A 17,592-nucleotide genomic window follows, 5' to 3' on the forward strand; every position below is an offset into this window, starting at 1 on the left:
GGCCTGGTGTGTTTAGGTGCGCTTCGGGTGCAGCTTGGGCCGAACTCTGCATGCCGCATCTGCGAAGACAAGAACGCAAATGCGAACGGGGTGTTCGACTTATTCGCGGGTGTAGTCGTCCGGGATCCTGGGCGGATCGCCGGCTTTGCCCCAAAGCAGGATCTCGTTACCCCAAGGGTCGCGAAAAGCGTGGTTCAGGCCGTTGAACGTGCCCCAGAAATGGTTGCGCCACAGCACCGTGGCGCCGCGCTCCTCGGCGGCGGCAAGGATGCGCTCAGGCGTGTCGTCGTCGCTGATGAGCACCCAGATGCGCGGCTTGCGGCCCTCGGCCGAGATAGCGCGCGGGTCGACGCCCGCGTCGTTGGGATGCGGGCGGGCATTGGCGGGATCGAAGATGCCGACGTGCAAGTTGCCGATCTCGCTGTCGCTGCCGTCGGGGTTGGGGAACATGCCGCCCGGCACCATGCGGTGATAGACGCCTTCCGGCTTGTGATCGTCGCGCCAGCCGAAGACTTCGGCGTAGAAACGGCCCGCGGCGGCGGGATCGTCGGCAGGCAGGTCTACGAAGATGAGCGTGTTGGGCATGGGCGTGTTCCTTGCGGTCATGATGACGGAGGGTGTGCGCCAATCGGGCGCGGCGCTCTTGGCGGCAGGCGTCCGGTTTGTTGATGTTGGCGCTTGGGGGCTTCGACAAGCTCAGCCTTGACCCTTCGACAAGCTCAGGGTGAGCGGAGGTCGCTCTATACTTTCAACGCCGCTCGGGGTGTGCGGAAGTTGTTCTATACCTTCAACCCCGCTCAGGCTGAGCTTGTCGAAGCCCTCCGCGGATGCACCAACTACCGCCGTCGCCAACTCGGAGGGCGCGCACGGCCAAGACCCTTTCGCGCATCCCCGCGAAGCTGAGACCCTAGATCCTCCATCCAGCAAAGGGGCAATGCATGGCTTCGGTCACCACTTTCGGTTCGGCGAAGGCGCAGGTTCGGCCTTCGGCGATCTGGCATCTCAAGGCCACGCCGGAGACCATCCACTGGGGCTACTTCTCGCCCGATATCAAGCCGGCGCTGCGCATCAGAAGCGGCGACCTCGTCCATGCCGAGGCCGTGACCCACCATGCCGGCGACGATGCCAGCCTGATGTTCGACGAGGGCATCGAGCGCATCTTCCGCGAGGTGGACCCCGCCAGCCGCGCGCCCGGCTGCCACATCATGACCGGCCCGATCTACATCGAGGATGCCGAGCCGGGCGACATGATCGAGGTGCGCTACCTGCAGATGGTGCCCCGCTGCAATTATGGCTCCAACCTCGCCGCCAACTGGGGGCATCTGTATGAGGAGTTCGGCAAGCAGGAGCGGGTGACGATCTACGAACTCGATCCCAATGCCAATACCGCCCACGCGCTCTACGCCTACGATTTTCCCGGCGACTATACGGTGCCCGGCACGATCACCAATTGCCCGGAATGCGACCGTCACCCGGCGCTGCCCGGCATCACCATCCCGGCCCGCCCGCATCTGGGCACGGCGGGCGTGGCGCCTGCGGTGAACGCGCCGGTCTCGACCATCCCGCCGGGCCTGCATGGCGGGAACATCGACAACTGGCGCATCGGTGCCGGTTCGACGATGTTCTACAAGTGCCAGGTCAAGGGCGGACTGTTCTCGATCGGTGATCCGCATGTCAGCCAGGGCGACGGCGAAATCAGCGGCACCGCGATCGAGGCCTCGCTCGACTGCCTGTTCCAGATCATCCTGCGCAAGGACTTCGACTTCCCCTCACCGCTGCTGGAAACGCCGGAGAACTGGATCGTCCACGGCTTCGGCGCGGACCTCGACGAGGCGATGAAGAACTGTTCGCTGGATATGATCCACCTGCTCCACGAGAAGCAGGGACTGAGCCGGAACGACGCCTATTCGCTGATGAGCGTGGCGGCGGACTTCGGCATTACCCAGGTCGTGGACGGCACGCTGGGCGTCCACGCACGCATCGAGCGCCGGATGTTCCCCGCCAAGGGCACGGTCGTCGATCCCGTCAAGCTCGATCCCGAGTAAAGGAGCCCTCACTCCTGACGGAGCTACTGAAAGCCCGGTTCGAAGGAACCGGGCTCTTTTTCATGCGGGCGTGAACGAGGCTGCACCCGGCATGATATCCGGGCAGAGCACCGAACTTTGCGCGGTCTGCCTGCCAGCCCCGCCGTCCGCCGGGTTTTACTGTCATGAAATCCTGTTACGACCATGCCCTTGACGGGGATGGAGAACGACAATGCGCTTTGCCAGGACTGCGATGATGCTGGCTACCCTGATCGTACTTGCGGCAGCGGCGGCGGGGCCTGTGAACATCGCGCAGTTGAACGTGATGCGTGATGTGCGGGCGGGGATGTGGCAGCACACCTTCACCACCATTCCCAAGAATCCGGGGGTCCCCAACCAGAGCGAAAAGGCCTGCGTATCTCAGGCGGACCTTGGCGTCATGCTGGAACAATCGCTGAAATCGTCTCTGGAAGAGCAGCACTGCCCGATCACGGTAGAGAGCGACGCGATGACCATGGCGCGCTTCACGATGCATTGTCCGGCGATCAACATTCCCGAACTGGGCGTGTCAGCGCCGGGCGCCGATATGCCGGCCACGATCCAGAAGACCGGCGGCGAGGAGCATTGGACCGTGTCGGTCAAGACGCCGCCCGTACCCGGGGTGGCGCCCGCGGCGGTGTGGCGTCATGAATATCGCCGCCTGGGCGCTTGCCCCGGCTGACGGGGCGTAGGGCGGCTCAGCTCGCTGTGGGCAGCAGATCGCCCAGGGCCTTGGCCCGCCGCGCGGGGCGAAGGCGGGTGCGTCCGTCTGCGCCGATACCGGGCAGGAGGAACAGCAGCGCCATGCCCACGCCCAGAACCGCGATGATCGCGGTCGAAGCCTGGTCGTAAGTGCCGGTGCTGCCGTAGCTGAGGTCCATCGCCGCCGGGGTCAGCCCCTGGGCAAGGATCACGGCGGCATAGAGCACCGCGTTGATCGAACCGAAGTGCTTCAGCCCGAAGTAGCGCGAACAGAAGTAAGAAAGCGCGCCGTATTCAGCCCCCATGCCCACGCCCAGCAGTACGCCCGCTGCGGTCATGGCCAGGCTGCCCTGGCCGAACTGGAGCAGCCCCAGGCCGGCCATCGCCGCGCCGTACATCGGCACGACCAGCAGCGGCGTGCGCAGCCGGTCGAGCAGCCCGCCCGTCACCACCTGCCAGGCAGCGGTGACGAGGGCGAAAGTCGCCACCGTGGCGGTCGCCTCGCCAAGGCCGTATCCCCGGTCGGTCATCATCGGCACGACATGGGTGAATACGGCGGTCATGCCGCCTGCGCCGCTCGCCACAGCGATCAGCAGCACCCAGAAGCGGCGGGTGGAGGCCGCCTCACGCAGGGTCATGCCTTCGAACACGCGGGCCGGGGCGCTGGGCGCGCGCGCTGGGGTATCGTGCAGCCACAGCCACATCAGCGGGAAGCCGATGACGAGCACGATCAGCCCGATGGCGCCGTAAGTGGCGCGCCAGCCGATGATCGGCAGCAGGATGCCCGCCGCGATCGGCATCAGCGTGGCGCCCACGCCGTTGCCCACCCCGGCGGTGACGCCCAGCATCAGGCCGCGCCGTTCGTCGAACCAGTTGGAGACGATCTTGGCGATCATCGGCGATGCGCAGGTTGCCCCGGCCAGTCCGATGGCCCCGAACTGGGCATAGAACAGCCAGATGTTCCCGGTGGTCTGCGACAGGCTCATGATCAGCACCGCCAGCGCCGCGTTGCCGCCCAGGATCAGCGGGCGTGCGCCCACCCGGTCCATGGTCCGCCCGATCAGCGGATAGCTTATGGCAGCAACGATCGCGATCAGTCCCAGCACCCCCGAAACCGCCGCGCGCGACCATCCCAGATCCTGCGAGATCGGCACGAGCAGGGTCCCGAATGTGGCGCTGATGGCAGCGGTGACACATACGAGGTTGCCGGTAGTCGCGGCGATGGCGAGGTGCGTTGCGGTTCGGCCCCGGGAAGCGGTCGGCATTGCGGGTCTCCAGTTTTTCGAATTTCCCGGAGTAAATGCCCCCTCGGCCCCGATCCCAAGCGATTATCACCGCACCGCAACAAATCCTTCGCAGCCCATCAAGTCTGCCCCCTTGCGCAGGCGGGGCCTGCCCCCGATTTTGAAGACAGCGCCCGTCCGTATCCAGAACACGCGCAGGCCACAGGAAATTCAGCAAGGGACGATTCGCGGCGATGAATGTTCAAACAGCCGATATGGCGGCCTCGAAGGCAACTTCAGGCACTCAGATGCCCACCTTCTTCATCCCCCATGGCGGCGGGCCGTGCTTCTTCATGGACTGGACGGCGATGGGCGGTCCCGCCGACACCTGGCACAAGACCGAGGCGTGGCTGCGTGCGCTCGTCTCCACCTTGCCGGAAAAGCCCAAGGGCATCGTCGTGATCTCGGGCCACTGGGAGGAGCCGGCCTTCACCGCCTCCGCCGCCGTCGAGCCGGGCATGATCTACGACTATTACGGCTTTCCGCCCCATACTTATGAGCTGAAGTACCCCGCGCCCGGCGCGCCCGGACTGGCGGAGCGCGTGGTGTCCCTGCTGAGCGAAGCGGGCCTCCCGGCGCGTACCGATGCCGCGCGCGGGTTCGACCACGGTGTATTCGTGCCGTTCCTGCTGATCGACCCCGAAGCCTCGATCCCGGTCGTGCCGCTTTCGCTGAAAGCGGACCTCGATCCGGCCGAGCACATCGCCGCAGGCCGCGCGCTGGCGCCCCTGCGCGAGGAGGGTATCCTCGTAGTCGGCTCGGGCATGAGCTACCACAACATGCGCGGCTTTCGCACACCCGCGGCAACGCGGCCCTCTGCCGTGTTCGATCAGTGGCTGACCGGCGCCGTCGAATCAGCGCCGCCGGAACGCGAAGCCAACCTGACCGCATGGGCCGATGCGCCGGCGGGCCGCCTCTCGCACCCGCGCGAGGAGCATCTGCTGCCGCTGATGGTGGCAGCCGGGGCCGGCGCGGATTCGCCGGGCGCCAAGGTGTTCGGCGACAACGTGATGATGGCCGATATTTCCGCCTATCGCTTCGGCTGATATCCCTCTCCGTCCCGAACTTGATCCCGCAAGGGGGCTGCCACAAACGCGAACCGTCTTGCCGCTTGTCGGCAAGGCTGTAAGGGTGCCTCGATAGGTACTCGATCGCGTGAAGGAGCGAAGGCGGTGGCGCAGGAAAGCGGGAAAGCGGCTCATCCGACCGAGGACAGCATCGCCGCGCGCATGGCCGAGGCCGGCATCGCCGCACCTGCGGACTGTACGCCCGGCGTCCTGTCCAACCTGATCGTCCTGCAGGACCACGTCGCCACTTTGCGCGCTTTCGCGCTCGACCCGCGCAGCGCCAGCGCCATGCGCTTCGAGGCCTGACATGACGACTGCCCATACCGCACCTCTAACCGCGATCGCGATGGCCGCGAAGGTCCGCTCAGGCCAGGTCACGGCGGTGAGCTTGTGCCAGGCCGCGCTGGACCGTGCAGAGGCGCTGGGCGGCGAGCATAGCGGCTTCACCCGCCTCCTGCGCAGGCGCGCCCTGCCGCGCGCGGCGGCGGTCGATAAGCTGGTAGAGGCAGGGCTTGATCCCGGTCCGCTGGCGGGTGTTCCTTTCGGCGTGGCAGACCTGTTCGACGTCGCCGGTGAAATCACCACCGCCGGATCGCGCACGCGCCTCAGCGCATCGTTCGCCAGCCGCGATGCCCGCGCCATCGTGCTGCTCGAAGCGGCGGGGGCGGTGCTGATCGGCACGCAGAACATGGACGAGTTCGGCTACGGCTTCGTAACCATGAACGCCCATTACGGCACCACCCGCAACCCGCACGACCCTTCGCGGGTGGCAGGCGGCGCGGCGGGCGGGTCGGCCGTGGCGGTGGCGACGGGCACGGTGCCGATCAGCCTTGCCTTCGACACCAATGGCTCGCTGCGCGTGCCCGCCGGCCTCACCGGGGTGATCGGCCTCAAGCCCACATACGGCGATCTGCCCCGCGAAGGCGTCTATCCCTTTGTCGAAAGCCTCGACGTGGTCGGCGCACTGGGCCGCGATCTGGAAGATGTTGCGCTGGTCCGCACCGTGCTGCGCGAAGGCGCGCCGGAAAGGTCGGATCCTCCGCGCGGCGAGATCGCCTTCGGCCGCCTGATGAGCTGGTTTGACGACAACATCTCCGAGGAGATGCGCGGCCCGCTCGATGCATTCTGGAACCGCCTTGGCCGCATCAGCTTCGAACTTCCCCATTCCGAAATCGCCCGCGCCGCCGCCTCGGTCATCATCGCCGCCGAGGGGGCCAGCCTGCACCGCCCCGCGCTGGAAGCGGACCCCATGCAGTTCGAGCCGCCGGTGCGCGACCGTATGCTGGCGGGCCTGCTGCTCCCTGCGGACGACTACCTTGCCGCCCAGCGCTTCCGCAGCTGGATTCAGGCGCGCCTGCGCCGCCAGTTCGAGCTGGCCGACGTCCTTTTCACCCCCGCCGCGCCCGGGTTCGCACCGACGATCGCCGATCCGGTCATGATGTTCGAGGGCAAGTCGATCCCGGCGCGTAGCCACCTTGGCATCTACACCCAGCCGATCAGCCTGATGGGCCTGCCCGCGCTGGTGCTGCCGCTGGCGGGCGACTTCGCGATGCCGCTGGGCATCCAGCTCATCAGCGCGGCCGGGAACGAGCCGCTGCTGTTCCGCGCAGCGCGTCAGTTGATCGACAAGGGCCTCTGCGCGGTTCCGCCGCCGCCCGCGCGGACATAGGCAGGGTCCGCATCTGACCCTTCGTCAGGCTCAGGGTGAGCGGAAGTTGCTCTATGCTTCCCATTCCGCTCAGGCTGAGCTTGTCGAAGCCCCCGCAGCCAAACACCGGTGTCAACAATTGCGCCGCGCTCGCACAAGCCGCAAAGCCCATGGCGGCTAGAGTAGCACCGCAACAAGGGCGCGAAGGTTCATGCAGGCAGATACTCTCATCACCGGCGCGACCATCATCACGGTGGACGGCGCGCGCCGCGTCATTCGTGACGGCGCCGTGGCTTTCACCGGCGATACCATCGTTGCGGTGGGCAAAAGTGCCGACCTCGCCTCCATCGATGCGCGTGAGGTCATCGACGGGCGGCGCTTCGTGCTCACCCCCGGGTTCATCAACTGCCACGTCCATGTCACAGAAACGCTGATCCGGGGCTTCATCCCCGAGGCGCTGCCGTTCGACGAGGAACTGGGCGAATGGGTGATCCCGCTCTACAAAAGCCATGACGCGGCCGAGCAGGCGGTCAGCGCGAAACTGGCCATCGCCGCGATGCTGCGTTCGGGCACGACGACTTTCCTGGAAGCCGGCACCGTCATCGCCTTCGACGAAGTCATGGCCGCGATCGAGGACACCGGCATTCGCGCCCGCAACGGCCGCTGGACCGAGGACCGCGCCTGGGACCCCTCGGCCGACGCCGAGGCGCTCACCCGCGATGCGCTCTCCGCGCTGGCGCGGGATCTGGAACGCTACCCTCAGGACGGACGCCGGATCGCCGCCTGGCCCAACCTCATCGGTCACATGACCGCCACCGACGCACTGTGGCAGGGCGTCACCGCACTGGCCACGCGTACCGGCACCGGCATTTCCGCGCATATGAGCCCGGTCGCGGGCGACAGCGAATGGTATCTAGCCAACACCGGCAAGCGCCCGGTGGAGCATCTGGCGGACCTTGGCGTGCTGGGCCCGCACCTCAACCTCGTCCACATGGTCCATATCGACGCGCGCGAGGCAGAACTGGTCGCGCAGAGCGGCACTCATGTCACTCATTGCCCCGGAGCCTCGATCCGCTGCGGCTACGGGGTGGGCAAGCACGGCCTGTTCCCCGAAATGGCGCAGGCCGGGGTCAACATCGCGCTCGGCACCGACGGGGCCGATAATCACGACATGATGCGCGTCATCACGCTGATGGCGGCGCTGTTCAAGGATGCGCGGCAGGACCGCTCGCTGTTCCCGGCGCATGAAGTGCTGGAAATGGCGACGATCAATGGCGCGAAAGTGCTGGGCATGGCCGATGCGATCGGCAGCATCGAGGTCGGCAAGAAGGCGGACATCGTCGCTCACGACACGCGCCGCCCGGAATGGCAGCCGGTCAACAATGCGGTGGATCAGCTGGTCTGGTCGGCGGACGGGCGGGGCGTGCATTCGGTCTGGGTCGACGGGCTGCGCGTGGTCGCGGATTTCGCCTGCACCATGATCGACGAGGACGCGCTCTACGACGAGGGGCAGGCGATGGCGGATGCCGTGCTCGCCCGCTCCGGCCTGCCGCTGATGAGCGAATGGCCGATCCTGTGACACCATCAATCGAGGAAGCGAACACGGTGGAATATTCGGCAATCACGGTCACTGCGCTCACCCCCGGCATGGGCGGGATCGTCTCGGGCGTGGACCTGACGCAGCCGCTTTCGGACATTCAGGTCGCGGAACTGCACCGCGCGCTGGACGACCGGCTGGTCATCTTCTTTCGCGACCAGCCGCTGGATCACGCGGCGCACATCCGTTTCGCCAATTACTTCGGCGGCATCCACATCGCGCCCAGCACCAAGCCGTGGCAGGCGCCCGGCCATCCCGAAGTGACGGTGATCCACGCCGACGCCGATTCCACCTTCGTCGCGGGCGAGGACTGGCATTCTGACATGAGCTGCGACCCCGAACCGCCGCTGGGTTCGATCCTCTACCTGCACACCATCCCGCCTTGCGGCGGCGACACCGCGTTCTCGAACATGTACGCGGCCTACGATGCGCTGTCGGACCGGATGAAGGACCACCTCGAAGGGCTTACCGCCATGCACGACGCCGTCGTCGGCTTTGGCGGCATCACGCCCGAAGGCATGACCCTGCCGCGCACCAGCCATCCGGTGATCCGCACGCACCCCTCGACTGGGCGCAAATGCATCTACGTCAACAAGGGCTTCACCACGTATATCGAAGGCATCCCCCGGCCCGAAAGCGACGCGTTGCTCGCCTACCTGTTCGACCATGTGAAGCAGCCGCTGTTCCAGTGCCGGTTCACCTGGGAAGCGCATTCGATCGCGTTCTGGGACAACCGCTGCGCCCAGCACTCGGCGATCTGGGATTATTTCCCGCAAGTGCGCTCGGGCTTTCGCGTCCAGATCCTGGGCGACGTGCCGCGTTGAGCGGCGGTTTTAGGACAGGGCGCGCAACATAAAACTGCCCCGCTCATGACGAGCGGGGCGCGTTTAATTCGCAGGGCAGGGGCAGCGCTGGCCGCTCTGGTTCAGAAGGCGAAAGCCTCGGTCACACGGCGATCCGCGATCAGGAATGCATCGGCGACGAGCCGCAGCGGGCGCAGGTCGACGTCGATCGCGCGTTCGGCCACGAGGTCGGCAAAGCGGTCGTAAAGCCGTGCGTATTCCTCGTCGGGCGCGGTCTGCTCTGCCTCGCCGGGCAGCTGGATCACGCTGCCGCCCTGCGTAAGGCGCAGGGTTCCCGCATCGGTGTCGACTTCGATGGACCATGTCTGCGGGCCGGTCTGGAGGAAGTCGAACTCGGCGCGCACTTCGGCGCTGCCGCAGCGCATCAAGATGCTGGCGGCCAGCGGCGAGGCGCGGCCTTCAGGCACGTCCATGCTGGCGCTTTCCACAAAGAGTTCGCGCGGCAGGATTTCAGTCGCGATCGACAGCGCGTTGATGCCGGGATCGAAGACCCCGAAGCCGCCGGGGCCAAGAATCCATTCCTGCCCCGGGTGCCAGCGGCGGATATCTTCCTTCCAGTCGATCCGCACCGCATCAATGCGCTTGTCGGCCAGCCAGGCGCGGGCAGGGGCCACGCCCGCCGCTTCGCGCGAGTGCCAGGTGGCGAACAGCGAGACGCCCGCCTTGCGCGCTGCCGCGACGAGCGCTTCGACATGCGAGAGCGTTACCGCCGGCGGCTTTTCGAGCATGACGTGCACGCCCGCCTCGATGGCGATCAGCGCCTGTTCGTAGCGCCCGTCCGGCGGCGTACAGAGCGAGACGGCGTCGAGCGCCGTAGCGCTAACCATCTCTGCGATATCGTGATAGCCGTCCACCCCGTCGAGGCGGCCATGTCGGCTGGCGGTGGCGACGAGGTTCAGCCGGTCATTCCCGGCAATCGCGGGAAAGTGCTGGTCACGGGCGATCTTGCCGATGCCAACGAGGCCCAATCTTACAGGCTCCACGTCGAACTCCTCTTTTATAGTATTTATCGCGCTTTATCGCCGCAAAGCGCGTGGATCAATCGCGAAAGCGCTGGGGTGCCATGGGAAAAGGCTGGTTTTCACAGCAGCGTGATCATTCGCCCGCTGGTTGCCGGTCCTCGATCAGGCCAAGGACGTCGCCGATGATCCGGCGCATCGCGATCCTCGCCGCGTCGGGATCGCGCGCGGCGATAGCATCGCGCACCTTGGCGTGTTCGGCAACGTCTGCGGAGCGGCCCTTGATGCGGTTGGTGAAGCGGATCGAGGTGCGCAGCGCGGTACTGACCACGTCGCGCAGCTGGATGTAGAACGGGTTTTTCGAGGCCCGCAGGATCGCGACGTGGAAGGCGATATCGGCTTCCAGCGGGTCGTCCAGCCCGTGCTCGGCAGCCTGCATACGCTCCAGCCCGGCGTCGATGCGTGCCAGATCGTCTTCGCCCGCGACCGTGGCCGCCAGCGCCGCGCCTTCCGGCTCCACCGCGACGCGCAGTTCGTTGAACTGGCGCAGCAGGTCGATGGAGAGCTTGCGTTCCAGCATCCAGCGCAGCACGTCGGTGTCGAACAGGTTCCAGGACGAGGTCGGCTGCACCGTGGTCCCTTGGCGCGGTCGGGCGCTGAGCAGGCCCTTGGCGGTCAGCATCTTCACCGCTTCACGGGTGACGGAGCGGCTGACGCCGTGCTGCTTGGCGAGTTCGGCTTCGGTGGGGAACACGGCTTTCTCGAACTGGCCAGTAACGATGGCGCGGCCGATATTGTCGAGCAGTCCGTATGTCAGGTTGCGGCCGAGCTGTGCAGCGGGTTCATCGATGATGAGGTGGGAAGAGCCTGTCACGAACCTTGTCCTTATTACCGGCCTGCGCGCTGCGCTTTTCCGATCCTGTCGCACCAGGCATCGTAAAGGGCAGCGCACGCTACGCAAGGTCCTTTGATATGATAAGTCGATTCATATGATAATTGTGATTGATGGCGCGGAGAAGGTATCGCCGGAAACGACAGCCGTTTGCGCGTTAAGGCCGCGCTGTCTTGCGAGGGGCGGGGGCTTGGCCTAGGCAACGCTAGTGCTCGCTTGTCTGCAGCCCGCATTTTTCGCCGGTTTCGAACGGTTCATCTAAAACGGAAAATCCGTGACGCGCAATTCGATCCGAGCCTGGTACCTGGTGCATAAGTGGACGAGCCTTGCGTGCACCCTGTTCCTGCTGATGCTGTGCCTTACCGGGCTGCCGCTGATCTTCCATGACGAGATCGACGTGCTCACCGAAGGGCCATCGCAGGTGGGTATGCCGGGTGTCGGCTCGTCTTCCGACACGCCGGGACTGCTGCCGCTCGACACGATGCTGAAGATCGCGATTGCCAAGCGGCCGGGCGAGGTCGCTGCCTTCATGGCATTCGACAACGAAGGGCCGTTGATGACCGTCACCACCGCGCCCCGGCCGGACTCGCCCTCCGCGCAGATGACGGTTCTTATTCTCGACCGCTCCACCGGAAAGCTGGTGTCACAGGCGGACGAGAGCGGGGTGATGCACTTCCTGCTGCAACTTCACACCGACATGTTCCTGGGCCTGCCGGGGATGCTGTTCCTGGGGTTCATGGGGCTGCTGTTCACCGCCGCGATCGTTTCGGGCGTGGTCCTTTACGCGCCCTTCATGCGCAAGATCGCTTTCGGCACGTTGCGGACCTCGCGCAGCCCCCGGCTCAAATGGCTCGACTATCACAACCTGCTGGGCATCGCCGCGCTGGCCTGGACGCTGGTGGTGGGGCTTACCGGCGTGGTGAACACGCTGGCGACACCGATCAACCGGGTATGGCAAAGCCGCGAACTGGCCGCGATGACCAGCGCCTATGCCGGCAAGCCCGCGCTGGAGCGTTCGCGCTACGTGTCGCTCGACAAGGCCATGGCGCAGGCGCGCAAGGCGTTGCCGGACACCAACCCGCAGTTCATCGGCTTTCCAGGCGGGGCCTTCAGTTCCAAGCACCACTACGCGGTGTTCTTTCAGGGCGATACGCCGCTGACCCAGCGCCTGCTGACCCCCGCGCTGATCGATGCCGAGACCGGGGCATTCACCGATGCCCGGCCGATGCCGTGGTACAATCAGGCGCTGGCGCTGTCGCAGCCTCTGCATTTCGGGGACTATGGCGGGCCGCCGCTGAAGATCCTCTGGGCGGTTCTGGACCTGTTCACGATCCTGATCCTGGGCAGCGGTCTTTACCTGTGGCTGGGCAAGCGCAAGACCTCCGTCGATGCGCATGTGCGCGAAGTGGAGACCGGCGGAACGGCGGGCGCGGCGGCATGAAGCGTGCAAAGCAGTCGCTGCGCCAGGTATTCGCCGTCCCCGCGGTGCTGGCCGTGTTGAGTCTGGTCGGCCTCATCGCCGCGCTTACCGGCGATGGACTGCGTGATGTCCTTTCGTGGATCGCGCTGGGGGTGCCGGTGCTGGCGGTGGTCTGGGCGATGAGGTTTCGGCGCAGCTGAACGGCGCTTGCGCTTTTTACATGCCTAACCTTTCACCGTGCGGTTGCGCCCGCGCCGGGGGCTTCCGATATAGCGGCGTGATCCCCGCCGCGCCGGAGCGATCCCGCAGGATCGCCGGCTTTCGGCAAACTCATGGAGTCGTATCGAATGGCCTATCTGGACACCCAGCTCTTCATCAATGGCGATTGGCAGAATGCTGCCGATGGCCGCACGCTGGCAGTACAGAACCCCGCGACCGGGCAGGAAATCGGCCGCGTCGCCCATGCGGGCAAGGCGGACCTCGACCGCGCGCTGGATGCAGCGCAGCGCGGTTTCGAGATCTGGCGCGATTATACTCCGGCCGCGCGCAGCAAGATCATGCGCCAGGCCGCAGCCCTGATGCGCGAGCGCGCGGGCGACATCGCCCTGCTGCTTACCCAGGAACAGGGCAAGCCGCTGGCCGAGGCCAAGGGTGAGGCGATGGCCGCCGCCGAGATCATCGAATGGTTCGCCGAGGAAGGCTTCCGCGTCTACGGCCGCCTTGTCCCGCACCGCACCAACCTTGCGATCCGGCAGATGGTCATCAAGGACCCGGTCGGCCCGGTCGCCGCTTTCACGCCGTGGAATTTCCCGATCAACCAGGTCGTCCGCAAGATCGGCGCAGGCCTTGCAGCGGGCTGCTCGATGATCGTCAAGGCGCCCGAAGAAACCCCGGCCAGCCCGGCGGCGCTTATCAGGGCGTTCCAGGATGCAGGGCTGCCCGAAGGCGTGCTGGGCCTGGTCTACGGCGATCCGGCCGAGATTTCGGAATACCTGATCGCAAGTCCGATCATTCGCAAGATCACCTTCACCGGCTCCACCCCGGTGGGCAAGCTGCTGGCGGGCCTTGCCGGGCAGCACATGAAGCGGGTGTCGATGGAACTGGGCGGTCATGCCCCGGTGATCGTCTGCGAGGACGCCGACGTCGATCTTGCGGTGAAAAGCGTGGGCGGGGCCAAGTTCCGCAATGCCGGGCAGGTGTGCATCTCGCCCACGCGCTTCCTGGTGCACAACAGCGTGAAGCAGCAGTTCGCCGAAAAGTTGGCCGACCTTGCCCGCGGCATCAAGGTGGGTGACGGCATGGAAGAGGGCACCCAGATGGGCCCGCTCGCCAATCCGCGCCGCCTGTCCGCCATGGCCGAATTCCAGCAGGACGCGGTGGCCAAGGGCGCCACGCTTCTGGCCGGTGGCAGCCGTATCGGCGAGACCGGCAACTTCTGGCAGCCGACCGTCCTGAACGACGTGCCGCTCGATGCCCGCCTGTTCAACGACGAGCCGTTCGGCCCGGTCGCCGGCATTCGCGGGTTCGACAAGCTGGAGGAAGCCATCGCCGAGGCCAACCGCCTGTCGTTCGGGCTGGCCGGCTACGCCTTCACCCGCTCGCTCGCCAATGCGGACCTGCTGACGCGGCGCGTGGAAGTGGGGATGCTGTGGGTGAATACCCCGGCGGCAGCCTCGGCGGAGCTGCCGTTCGGGGGCATCAAGGATTCCGGCTACGGCACCGAGGGCGGCCCCGAAGCGCTCGACAACTACCTCAACACCCGCGCGGTCGTGGTCGCCAACGTCTGATCGTTAATGGCGGGGAGGCACGGGCAGCCGTGCCTCCCCGCATTGGTTCAGCGGGCAGGGCCGCCGAAGCGGAAGCTGGCCTCGATACCCAGCGTGCGCGGACGCAGGCGGTTCGACGTGATATCCAATACGCCCGGGGCAAGCGCCTGAACCTGGCGGAAGCTGGTGGCGCCATTGTCGTTCGTCAGGTTCTCGGCGAACAGCGCCAGCGTCACCTGCGCCAGGTCCAGGCCGATGCGGGCATCCACCCGGTCGATCCTGTCGCCCGGCAGGAAGCTGGCGTAGGACGAATTGCGGCGCGGCGAACTGTGCTGCCAGTCGACCCGCGCGAACAGCTGCGCCGTGTCCGATAGCACGGCGGTATAGTCCGCCGAGGCGTTGGCGGTGAACTTGGCGACATCGTCCACGGCGGCGCCCTTCACGATCCCGGTGCCTGCGACGCTGCCGATATATTCCGCGTCCACATAAGCGCCGCTCGCCGCCAGCGTCAGGCCGGGAACCGGGCGCGCGGTGATGCTCAGTTCGGCGCCCTTGGTACGGGTGCCGTCGGAGTTGATGAGGCCATTGAACGAGGTTCCCGGGATCGGGATACGCACCGCCACGTCCTTCCAGTCGCTGTAGAACAGCGCGGCTTCCACGGTCACCTTGCGGCCCAGCAGGTCGGCCTTGGCGCCGACCTCGTAAGTCCAGATCGAATCCTGGCTGAGCGTGGCCGGCAGATCGACCCCGTAGATCGGCCCGAGCGCGAGCGGCACGGTCGGCTGGATCTGGCCTGAGCGGAAGCCCTTGGCGGCGCTGGCATAGATCGTCATGTCCGGCTGCGGGTGCCAGGCCACGGAAAAGCGCGGGTTCCAGGACTTGTAGGTGTCACCCGGCTGATCGGTGACGACGCCCGCATTTGCCTCGAAGCCGCGCAGCCGGTCCTCGAAATAGCGCAGGCCTGCGGTCAGGTCGACGGGCACGCCGGGCAGGGTATAGGTCGCCTCGCCGAACAAAGCGCGGGCGCGGGTGCGAAGCTGCGCATCGTTGTCGATGCCGGCGAAGGCGAACAGCACGCTGTCGTTGCGCTGGGCGTTGCGCAAGTAGCCGCCGACCGTCCACTGCAGCGGGCCATCGCCGGTCGATGCCATGCGCAGTTCATGCGATTCCACGCCGATGTCGATCAGGACATTGATCGAGCCGCGCACCGTCGTCGCCTGCTGCGGCAGCGTGAAGTCGCTATGGGAAAAGGCGTAGAATAGCTGCGCGCCGGGCAGGTCGTAGCGCGCGGTCGCACCGTAGAGTTCCATTCTGCTGCTGCTGGAAGGCACCGTCGCACGCGACTGCTGGCCATCGTCGCGCGCGCTCGATCCGCCGCCGGGAAAGTCGGACTTGGACAGCCAGTAGCTGCCGGTGATCGACAGGTTTGGGGCCGGGTCGAAGCGCATCTTGGCGCGGAAGGTATCGTATGTCTGGTCGTTGACGTTGGTCGTGCCGGCGGCGCTGTTGTCTACCCAGCCCTGATAACGCTCATGCGTGCCGGCGACGCGAAAGGCCAGCACGCCGGGGATGATTGGCGCGTTGAAAGCGCCCTTGGCCCCGGCATTGGTGCCGCCGCCCTTGGTGTCCGATACGAAGCCGAGGCCCTTGGCTTCCCACTCGTTCAGGTTGGCGCCCTGCGTCAGAATACGCACGGTGCCGCCCATCGAGCCTTCGCCGAACAGCGTGCCCTGCGGCCCGCGCAGGATTTCGACGCGGTCGAGGTCCCAGGCGCGCACGTCGGGGCTGATCGGCACGCTCACACCGGTGAAGGGCAGATCGTCGAGATAGAAGCCGTTCTCGTTCGCCCCCAGCGAGGCCGAAATGCCGCGAATGGTGATCTTGGTGCCCAGCGCCGAACCGCCGTCATAGATCCCCACGCCGGGCGCTTCCTGCAGGAAGTCGGCTAGGTTGCGGGCACCGCGCTTTTCCAGCTGTGCGCCGCTGACGGCGGTGATCGCGATCGGCACGTCGATCGCGCGTTCCTCCCGCTTGCGGGCGGTCACGACTATGTCGTCGTCGCCTGTCGCGGCAGGCCCGGTGCCCACCTGCTCCTGCGCATGGACAGGAACGCTGACAAGGGCGGCGCAGATCAGGGCGGCACGGCTGGCAATGCGGATGGGCATTATATGACTTTCACAGGTCCGAACCTGACCGGCGAGGCGCAGGGGCGGAGATTTCTTCGATTTGCGAGAAACGGGGTGGTCAACTGGATATGGGGTATTGACGTATTTTGCAGACCGGACCGGTGGGGGTCGGTCCGGCGAGATGGTTCGAATCGTCAGGTCGTCATCGGCATCGTTCTAAGTCTTGGAAACCACATATGTTTTATCGATGACCCCCCGGTCTGGATGCCGCAGAACGCCGTGCGCGAGCCCGGCGCTTAGCCCGCAAACCGATAAATTAGGCTTAATATCCGGTGTTCTTGCGGGTGCAGCGCAGTGGGTCTTTCCTTCCTGGCCGGCATCTCTATGGCCCAGTGTCCGATGGCCGGGGCAATCTGCGCCGGACATCGCCCTGCCCTGTATTGCCGGTGCGAAGGGGGCCTTACGGTTGGAGATTGCTTGCTACCATGCGCACTGTGATGCCTCGCATTCTTGTCGGACTGCTGCTTATGCTGGGCGCGGTTCCCCTTCACGCACAAGACCGCACAGGCCCGGACGAGACCCCGCCGCGCCGCTCCCAGGTCGCGGCGGCATACCTCGACCGGGAATGGGGCAAGCCGGGCGGCTGGAACGGGATCGAGGCGTGGCAGCGCTTCGTTGCCGTCGACGTGTTGATCGATCATGAGCGGCGCACCGGGGACAAGCGGTGGGCAGGCCGGATCGACGCTGCGGTGCGCAACCGTGCCGGCCTTTACCTCAACGACGATGCCTTGTGGGCGATCATCGCGAACGTCCATGCCTGGCGGCGCAGCAACGACCCGGAACTGCTGGACTACGCCGGTTCAACGTACCGCCGCCTCGTCGCCACCTATTGGGACGATCGCTGCGGTGGCGGCATGTGGTGGGACCCGGCGCGCACTTACAAGAATGCGATCACCAACGAACTGCTGTTCTACGCCTCGACCCAACTATATCTGGCGACCGGCCAGCAAGGCTACCGGGACTGGGCGCTGCGCAGTTGGTCATGGATCGAGGGATCGTCGATGATCGGCGCGGACGGGCTGGTGAACGACGGGCTGAATGCCCAGTGCCGCAACAATGGCCAGCCCCGCTTCACCTACAACCAGGGCGTTTTGATCGGCGGCCTCAACGATCTGGCCGGGATCACCGGCGATCCCGCCTACCGCG

The 17,592-nt window shown here is 66.1% G+C and carries 16 protein-coding genes (1 of these 16 only partly in view); 11 read left to right on the forward strand and 5 right to left on the reverse strand.

What is annotated here, in order from left to right; genetic code table 11:
• Positions 1 to 99 precede the first annotated feature (99 nt).
• Positions 100 to 585 carry a VOC family protein gene (locus tag V474_RS22260; RefSeq protein ID WP_059153409.1) on the reverse strand — a complete coding sequence of 162 codons (486 nt, stop codon included), beginning with the start codon at positions 583 to 585 and terminating at the stop codon, positions 100 to 102.
• Positions 586 to 938: 353 nt separating this feature from the next.
• Between V474_RS22260 and V474_RS22265 the strand changes: the two genes are divergently transcribed.
• Together V474_RS22265 and V474_RS22270 are read left to right on the forward strand one after the other, a co-directional pair.
• Positions 939 to 2,045 carry an acetamidase/formamidase family protein gene (locus tag V474_RS22265; protein ID WP_059153410.1) on the forward strand — a complete coding sequence of 369 codons (1,107 nt, stop codon included), beginning with the start codon at positions 939 to 941 and terminating at the stop codon, positions 2,043 to 2,045.
• A gap of 211 nt (positions 2,046 to 2,256) precedes the next feature.
• Positions 2,257 to 2,745: a DUF3617 domain-containing protein gene (locus V474_RS22270; RefSeq protein ID WP_059153411.1), complete on the forward strand. Its 489-nt coding sequence runs from the start codon at positions 2,257 to 2,259 to the stop codon at positions 2,743 to 2,745.
• A gap of 16 nt (positions 2,746 to 2,761) precedes the next feature.
• Here the strand turns inward: V474_RS22270 and V474_RS22275 are convergent, their stop codons facing one another.
• On the reverse strand, positions 2,762 to 4,030 hold the full coding sequence (locus V474_RS22275) for an MFS transporter (protein WP_059153412.1): 1,269 nt from the start codon (positions 4,028 to 4,030) through the stop codon (positions 2,762 to 2,764).
• Positions 4,031 to 4,242: 212 nt separating this feature from the next.
• On the opposite strand from V474_RS22275, the gene V474_RS22280 reads away from it, so the two are divergent.
• From V474_RS22280 to V474_RS22300, 5 genes are all read left to right on the forward strand, one after another.
• A complete protein-coding gene (locus V474_RS22280) occupies positions 4,243 to 5,094 on the forward strand; it encodes a DODA-type extradiol aromatic ring-opening family dioxygenase (RefSeq protein WP_059153413.1) in 852 nt (283 codons plus the stop codon).
• 126 nt (positions 5,095 to 5,220) lie between these two features.
• Positions 5,221 to 5,421: a hypothetical protein gene (locus V474_RS22285; protein WP_169795125.1), complete on the forward strand. Its 201-nt coding sequence runs from the start codon at positions 5,221 to 5,223 to the stop codon at positions 5,419 to 5,421.
• Between the two features lies 1 nt (position 5,422).
• Entirely contained in the window at positions 5,423 to 6,784 is a 1,362-nt protein-coding gene (locus V474_RS22290) for an AtzE family amidohydrolase (RefSeq protein WP_059153415.1), read from the forward strand.
• A gap of 190 nt (positions 6,785 to 6,974) precedes the next feature.
• Positions 6,975 to 8,342: an amidohydrolase family protein gene (locus V474_RS22295; RefSeq protein WP_059153416.1), complete on the forward strand. Its 1,368-nt coding sequence runs from the start codon at positions 6,975 to 6,977 to the stop codon at positions 8,340 to 8,342.
• Between the two features lie 26 nt (positions 8,343 to 8,368).
• Positions 8,369 to 9,184, forward strand: coding sequence for a TauD/TfdA dioxygenase family protein (locus V474_RS22300; protein WP_059153442.1), 816 nt, complete (start codon positions 8,369 to 8,371; stop codon positions 9,182 to 9,184).
• A 101-nt stretch (positions 9,185 to 9,285) separates the two neighbouring features.
• Here V474_RS22300 and V474_RS22305 read toward each other — a convergent pair whose 3' ends face one another.
• A complete protein-coding gene (locus tag V474_RS22305; RefSeq protein WP_059153417.1) occupies positions 9,286 to 10,206 on the reverse strand; it encodes a Gfo/Idh/MocA family protein in 921 nt (306 codons plus the stop codon).
• A 112-nt stretch (positions 10,207 to 10,318) separates the two neighbouring features.
• Positions 10,319 to 11,056, reverse strand: a complete 738-nt coding sequence (locus V474_RS22310; protein ID WP_082699970.1) for a FadR/GntR family transcriptional regulator — start codon at positions 11,054 to 11,056, stop codon at positions 10,319 to 10,321.
• A gap of 292 nt (positions 11,057 to 11,348) precedes the next feature.
• On the opposite strand from V474_RS22310, the gene V474_RS22315 reads away from it, so the two are divergent.
• From V474_RS22315 to V474_RS22325, 3 genes are all read left to right on the forward strand, one after another.
• Complete coding sequence (locus V474_RS22315) at positions 11,349 to 12,515, forward strand: PepSY-associated TM helix domain-containing protein (RefSeq protein WP_059153418.1); 1,167 nt, start codon at positions 11,349 to 11,351, stop codon at positions 12,513 to 12,515.
• Entirely contained in the window at positions 12,512 to 12,694 is a 183-nt protein-coding gene (locus V474_RS22320; RefSeq protein WP_059153419.1) for a hypothetical protein, read from the forward strand. Before V474_RS22315 ends, V474_RS22320 begins: the two co-directional genes overlap by 4 nt.
• A 147-nt stretch (positions 12,695 to 12,841) precedes the next feature.
• The gene (locus tag V474_RS22325) at positions 12,842 to 14,281 is read left to right on the forward strand and encodes an NAD-dependent succinate-semialdehyde dehydrogenase (RefSeq protein WP_059153420.1); all 1,440 of its coding nucleotides are present in this window, start codon (positions 12,842 to 12,844) and stop codon (positions 14,279 to 14,281) included.
• Positions 14,282 to 14,328: 47 nt separating this feature from the next.
• On the opposite strand, the gene V474_RS22330 is transcribed toward V474_RS22325, so the two are convergent.
• Positions 14,329 to 16,425, reverse strand: coding sequence for a TonB-dependent receptor (locus tag V474_RS22330; RefSeq protein WP_059153421.1), 2,097 nt, complete (start codon positions 16,423 to 16,425; stop codon positions 14,329 to 14,331).
• Positions 16,426 to 16,871: 446 nt separating this feature from the next.
• Between V474_RS22330 and V474_RS22335 the strand changes: the two genes are divergently transcribed.
• Positions 16,872 to 17,592, forward strand: the 5' portion of a protein-coding gene (locus tag V474_RS22335; RefSeq protein ID WP_236711398.1) for a glycoside hydrolase family 76 protein. The gene runs 329 nt beyond the window's last position; 721 of the gene's 1,050 nt are visible here — the first part of the coding sequence; it begins with the start codon at positions 16,872 to 16,874; its stop codon lies off the right edge, out of view.

It is taken from the genome of Novosphingobium barchaimii LL02 (genome assembly GCF_001046635.1).
Taxonomy (GTDB): Bacteria; Pseudomonadota; Alphaproteobacteria; order Sphingomonadales; family Sphingomonadaceae; genus Novosphingobium; species Novosphingobium barchaimii.